Here is a 5429-nt window from a genome sequence, read left to right as displayed (position 1 = left end):
CGACCGCGAGGAATACAACTTCCAGTGCTTCGGCGTGACCCCCGGCATCAGCCACGTCACCCTGATGTACAACACCGCTGACGATGTACAGGTCCCCGTAAACCTCACCCTTTCCGTTGACAACGACCTCAACGTTTCCGTTCTCCCCAACGCTTGATCCGTTTTCATCAGAAACTCCTATAAACAAGGCACGGCAGATCATTGTCGTGCCTTGCTTCTTTCTCATCAGACCTTATTCTCTGCTGTCCTTTCGGTGACCTTTGTTTACAGTCAGCGCCTTTAAGCCTAATTCTTCCGACATCACGATGAGAAGCGGGATCCCGAGCAGAATCGGGAACGCGACGGAGTTGATCATCACCATCCCGAAGAACAGCCCGAAATCCACCTCGGGATAGGATATCGCTACGGAGGGCGTGATGATACTCGCCTCCATCAGGGCAACGACAACAATAACTGCGACATGGCGAAGTATGTTCTTCATCGTTTTCAGTGCAAAGGGCGTACGCGACAGTTTTCCCCAATACAGATAAAAGCAGAATGGTCCGAGGAAATTCGCGATAAAGCCCGCGATCGAAGACCATCTCAGGCTGTCGAAAAGGATATCGGTGATCAGGTTGCCGACGGCGAACGCAAGCGACCCGGGGATCCCGAAAAAGATGCCGTAGACGGGCTGGAGCATAGATACGGGACGGATATCCGTAAAGCCCGGAATGATCTCCATCACCTTAAAGGGAACGGATACGATCAGGTACGCGGCGATCAGCGTAACGACCGTAAGAATCATTCTCAGCGGAGATCGTTTTTCACACTTCATAGCCGCTTCACCGCCTTCCGCTTGAAGCTGAGGATCTCCGCCAGGTTACCGAGAACGATGAACGCTGCGCCGATCATCATGAACACGTCCGGCGTGATCGGTGTAACGATCGACGCGGGCATCGTCATTCCCCAGATCAGCGAAAAAATGATCTCCAGTGAATAGATGATGGTCGCCGCCGCGGGGGTGGCGTTTCGCTGGGCAAAGATGTTGAGCGTCTGGGCGAACATGACGATGAAGTAGGCGTGAATAAACAGGCTTGCGACGATCCGGGTGTCCCATTCGATCGCGCCGAAGGTTGCGGGCTGCATCACAAACCAAATGACAAAGCTGAATATGCCGACTATGACCGCAATCAGCGCGGAGAGCGGGACGGGATCGAATTCGCGCGCCGCCTCGTTCAGACGGATAATATAATATGCGCGGATGACACACCCGCCGATCAGCATCAACAGTCCCGGAACGCTGATCGTACCGAGCTTACCGAGGTATGATATGACGATGCCGGTGAGCACCAGTATCGCGGAGACCCACGTTTTCTTATCTACGTTCTGTCTCTTCATCATCAGGATAACGGGCAGGATGACGACCGTCATCGAGATCGTGAACGCGCCGCTCGATACGTCGAATTTCTTCAAGCCGTACTGGTACATAACGTTGTAGCCGCAGTTGAGCACCGACAGCAGCACGCCGGTCAGAAGCAGCTTTTTTCCGCCGTTTTTCAGCGCTGTTTTGATCCGCTTAAAGAAGCAGAGGAGCAGCAGCACGCCGCCGATCATGCTTGTGATCGCGGTCGTAGCGAACGGCGCCACGCTGTCGGGGATACACGCGAAGATGATGACCTCGGTTGACCACAGCAACGTAACGCAGACCAGGCACAGATTTGCCTGCAGTTTATTCATCGTTTATCACTTCCCTTATCATCAAGCTGAAGAGCATACCGAATTACCTTCTCAAATATCCGGAGGATACGGGAAAGTCAAAATAGGTATCGGGATATGGCTCGTGAGCGAGGGTAAAGTGCCACCACTCACAGTCGATCGGCAAAAAGCCGCCGCGGAGCATTGCGCGCCGTAGGATCATGCGGTTATCATACTGCTCCTCGGCAATACCGCGATAATCGGGATGGGATACCTCGCTGAACAGGTCGAAGGGACTGCCCATATCGAGCTCCTTACCGGTATTCATATCGAGCAGGGTCAGGTCGACCGTGCTGCCGCGGCTGTGGCTCGAGAGTTTTGCGATATAGCCCTTTGCGAAGAGCTCCTGCTTCTCGAGCGCGGGATAGAAATACGGCTTCATGCGGATATCCTGATCCTCCAAGCCCCACAGCACAAAATGCTTGACAGCGCTCACGGGGCGATAAGCGTCAAAAACCTTGAGCCGGTAGCCCTGAACCATCAGCTCGTTGCTGACCGATTTCAGCGCGCGGGCCGTCTCGATGGTACTGATCGCGCACGGCTCCTCATAACCGTCGATACGCTCGCCGATAAAGTTGTAGGTAGAATAATAGCGGATCTCCTGGATAATGCCAGGCACATGATCCGCGAGCAGCACAAAGCCGGATGGATCGTGGATAAGATCCGTATGGTAGTTTTTCATCATATCGCTCCCTGTCGTTTGATTCGGATTCTTTATTTATTACGTTGTCCGCGCTTGAGCTTATCAAGGATCCGCAGGTAAAGCAGACCCACTCCGAGCACCAACAGAATGCCGACCAGTATCCACCATACGCAGCCCATAAACGGCAGCTTCGGCGTAAAGCCGAAGGCTCCGGCGGAGCTGCCCCAGTTCAGGAAAAAGTAGGGATATCGGTTGCCGGGAGAGAACTCCCATCCCGCCGCGTAACCGACAGCGGCATAGATCACATATACAAGCGGCGGCAAAACGATGAACGGCAGATGCTTCTTATCGATCGTGCCGCAGACGCCCGTGATGAAAAAGTCGGCGATCGAGGCGATCGGCACGACTGCATGGGTCAGGACATTTTGTACGTTCCACGCTTTATCCCCCAGCGTAGGCGCGAGGATAAAGATGAACACGCCGCCCGTCAGCGTAATGGCGACCGTGCCGACAAATTTGACGACGAACCATACATTCTTCGGCATGGTTTTCCTCAGCAGAAAGACCGCTCCGACCGCGCTGATCAGCGCGACGGCGATATTCGACTGGATGGTAAAGTACATGAACACTGTGCTCCCACTCATAAAGGCGACAAATCCCGCTGTCGCGCTCAGATACACGCCGAACGCGGCGGAGACGATCACGATACATTTGAGGATCAGGGAAAACGTCCCGCGTTTATTCGTAATTTCCATTCTTTCATCACTTTCCTTTACGATCGCAGACAGGCTGTGAGGCTTTTTCTTTCTGTTCCTTCGGGAGCGGGGGCACCTTCACCCTCGATAACAGGCACCTGATACCGCGCAGGTAATGACGGTTGGTAAGCTCCATGAAGCCCTTCGCGACAGGATACGACATCATGCCGCCCGAGCTCATCGTCATTGAGCGCAGGGAATTGGACTCGAAGATGCGCTTCAAAAACTGCGCTCCCTTGATCTTGTTATCCCTCTCGGTACCCTCGGGCAGACGCTCGGCGTCCCTGAGCCGTCTGTCCGCTACACCCATCACATACCTGTACAGCAGTCTGCCCATTGCCGTCTGATGCAGATCGGTAAAGGGCGACTCCATCGTTATGGGGAACGCGGGCGGTTCATCGGGTACGGTATAGGTATCGGAATATGCGCTGTAATCCTCCCGCTCGGCGGTAAGGCGTACCTCGGCGCTCTCCCCCGCCTTCAGATAAACCTTTTTGAAGCCGCAGAGCGCACCGTCGAGATAGAGCTGTACCACCTCGGCGCCGTATCGGTCGCCGGTGTTGGAGACTGTCGTCGTATAGGTATCGCCGTCCCTGACCCACTCCGTCCGCGAAAAGCTCGTGTAGCTCAGTCCGTGGCCGAAGGAGTAGCGGACGGGGATATGGTGCCTATTATAATAGCGGTAGCCGACCTCCGTGCCCTCGCGGTAGACCTCGTTGATGCCCTTGCCGTAGGTCTCGTGACCCGGCACATCCTCATAACGCAGCGGCCAGGTCTCGCACAGCTTACCGGAGGGGTTCTTCTCACCCGTCAACAGCTGAACGACAGCCTTGCCTCCGTTCTGACCCGGCAGCGCCATATACAGGATCGCGCTGACGCGATCGTTGAAGGGGAGCTCGACCGGCGAGCCGCCGAACAGCACGACAACGATCTTCTTACCGGTATCGCACAGCCTGTCGATCAGCGCAAGCTGGTCGTCGGGCAGGCGCATGTTCTCTCTGTCCACGCCCTCGGACTCGTATTCGTCCGTCAGGCCGGCAAAGGCGAGGATCGTATCGCAGTCATCAAGGCTGTGATCGTACTTGATACCCCTCTCGTCAAAGGCGTCCTTCGGAGTAGTGACAAAGGTCGGATTGATCATCGAGCTGCCTGCGCCCTGATAGCGCATATGCTCAAAGAGCTCTCCCTCGACGCGGAGCTTCTCATCCCCTGTAAGCGGGAGAACCCCGTCGTTCCTCAACAGCACGGCGCTGTCGGCGGCAAGCTCGGCGGCGAGCGCGTGGTGCGCCCTCCAATCGGGAGCCGTCTTATCGGCGGGCTGTACATAACGGTCGATCCATCTGAGAATGTTGCGGCATGCCTTATCGAGATCGGTCATCGGCAGCTCGCCGCTCTCTACGGCGTCCAGTATCCACCTGCGGCAGATGGGGGTATCGCCGGGCATCTCAAGGTCGAGCCCAGCCCTGATTCCCGCTACGCGGTCGTGTACCGCGCCCCAGTCGGTCATCACCACGCCGTCAAAGCCCCATTCCTCGCGCAAAATATCGGTCAGGAGCCACTTGTTCTCGGAACAGAAGGTGCCGTTGATCTGATTATATGCGCACATGATCGTCGCGGGTCTTGCGCTCTTGACGATGATCTCAAAGGGCTTGAGATAGATCTCGCGCATTGCTCTCTCGGAAGCGATCGAGTTACCCATAAAGCGGTAATTCTCGGAGTTATTCATCGCGAAGTGCTTTACCGAAACACCCACGCCCTTACTCTGTACGCCCTCTACCTCGGCGGCGCCCATTACCCCCGCAAGGTACGGATCCTCCGAAAAGTACTCAAAGTTTCTGCCGCACAGGGGATTGCGCTTGATGTTCACGCCGGGTCCTAAAAGCGTATGCACGCCGTAATAACGGCACTCCTCGGCGATCGCCTCGCCCATCCTTCTGGTATTGTCGGGATTCCAGCTCGAGGCGGCGGCAACGGCAGTCGGGAACGCGGTCGCGGGCTCGGCTTCACTGACCTCGCCGCTGAGCGTTGTCTTCTGCTTACGCAGTCCGTGAGGGCCGTCCGCCATCGACAGCGACGGGATCCCGAGCCGCGGGATAGGGTTCGTAAACATGAAATCGGTACCGCTGACCAACGCCGCCTTTTCTTCGACTGTCATCTGTGAAATGATTTTCTCAATGTCCATATTCTTTCCCCGTTCGTTTATACTAATCCTTGATAAAAAGATTTAATCAGATATTAGTGATATATTTCGGATAGCGCGACGGGAGACGCAGACAGGCTGGCGCCTGTCAAGGAGC

At 55.6% G+C, this 5429-nt stretch carries 5 protein-coding genes; all 5 read right to left on the bottom strand.

Annotation, left to right across the window (positions count from 1 at the left end; genetic code table 11):
- Positions 1-232: 232 nt before the first annotated feature.
- Genes R2I50_RS06815 through R2I50_RS06795 form a run of 5 tightly spaced genes read right to left on the bottom strand, consistent with a single transcriptional unit; the run spans position 233 to position 5314 of the window.
- The gene (locus R2I50_RS06815; RefSeq protein WP_316608409.1) at positions 233-814 is read right to left on the bottom strand and encodes a hypothetical protein; all 582 of its coding nucleotides are present in this window, start codon (positions 812-814) and stop codon (positions 233-235) included.
- Positions 811-1716 (bottom strand): DMT family transporter, encoded by a 906-nt coding sequence (locus tag R2I50_RS06810; protein ID WP_316608408.1) that lies wholly within the window; start codon positions 1714-1716, stop codon positions 811-813. The genes R2I50_RS06815 and R2I50_RS06810 overlap by 4 nt, the downstream gene beginning before the upstream one ends.
- A gap of 43 nt (positions 1717-1759) precedes the next feature.
- Positions 1760-2416, bottom strand: a complete 657-nt coding sequence (locus R2I50_RS06805) for a M15 family metallopeptidase (RefSeq protein ID WP_316608407.1) — start codon at positions 2414-2416, stop codon at positions 1760-1762.
- 32 nt (positions 2417-2448) lie between these two features.
- A complete protein-coding gene (locus R2I50_RS06800) occupies positions 2449-3132 on the bottom strand; it encodes a Pr6Pr family membrane protein (RefSeq protein ID WP_316608406.1) in 684 nt (227 codons plus the stop codon).
- Between the two features lie 7 nt (positions 3133-3139).
- Positions 3140-5314, bottom strand: a complete 2175-nt coding sequence (locus tag R2I50_RS06795) for a glycoside hydrolase family 3 N-terminal domain-containing protein (protein ID WP_316608405.1) — start codon at positions 5312-5314, stop codon at positions 3140-3142.
- Positions 5315-5429 lie beyond the last annotated feature (115 nt).

This window comes from uncultured Ruminococcus sp. (assembly GCA_902785355.1).
Classification (GTDB): Bacteria; Bacillota; Clostridia; order Oscillospirales; family Acutalibacteraceae; genus Ruminococcoides.
The sequence above is the reverse complement of the archived record's forward strand: the minus strand, read 5'-3'. Positions and strand labels throughout refer to the sequence as shown.

What these genes read in the sequence shown, in the direction of transcription:
- R2I50_RS06815 (WP_316608409.1), bottom strand. Translation starts at nt 814, where the DNA reads ATGAAGTGTGAAAAACGATCTCCGCTGAGAATGATTCTTACGGTCGTT.
- R2I50_RS06810 (WP_316608408.1), bottom strand. Translation starts at nt 1,716, where the DNA reads ATGAATAAACTGCAGGCAAATCTGTGCCTGGTCTGCGTTACGTTGCTG.
- R2I50_RS06800 (WP_316608406.1), bottom strand. Translation starts at nt 3,132, where the DNA reads ATGGAAATTACGAATAAACGCGGGACGTTTTCCCTGATCCTCAAATGT.
- R2I50_RS06805 (WP_316608407.1), bottom strand. Translation starts at nt 2,416, where the DNA reads ATGAAAAACTACCATACGGATCTTATCCACGATCCATCCGGCTTTGTG.
- R2I50_RS06795 (WP_316608405.1), bottom strand. Translation starts at nt 5,314, where the DNA reads ATGGACATTGAGAAAATCATTTCACAGATGACAGTCGAAGAAAAGGCG.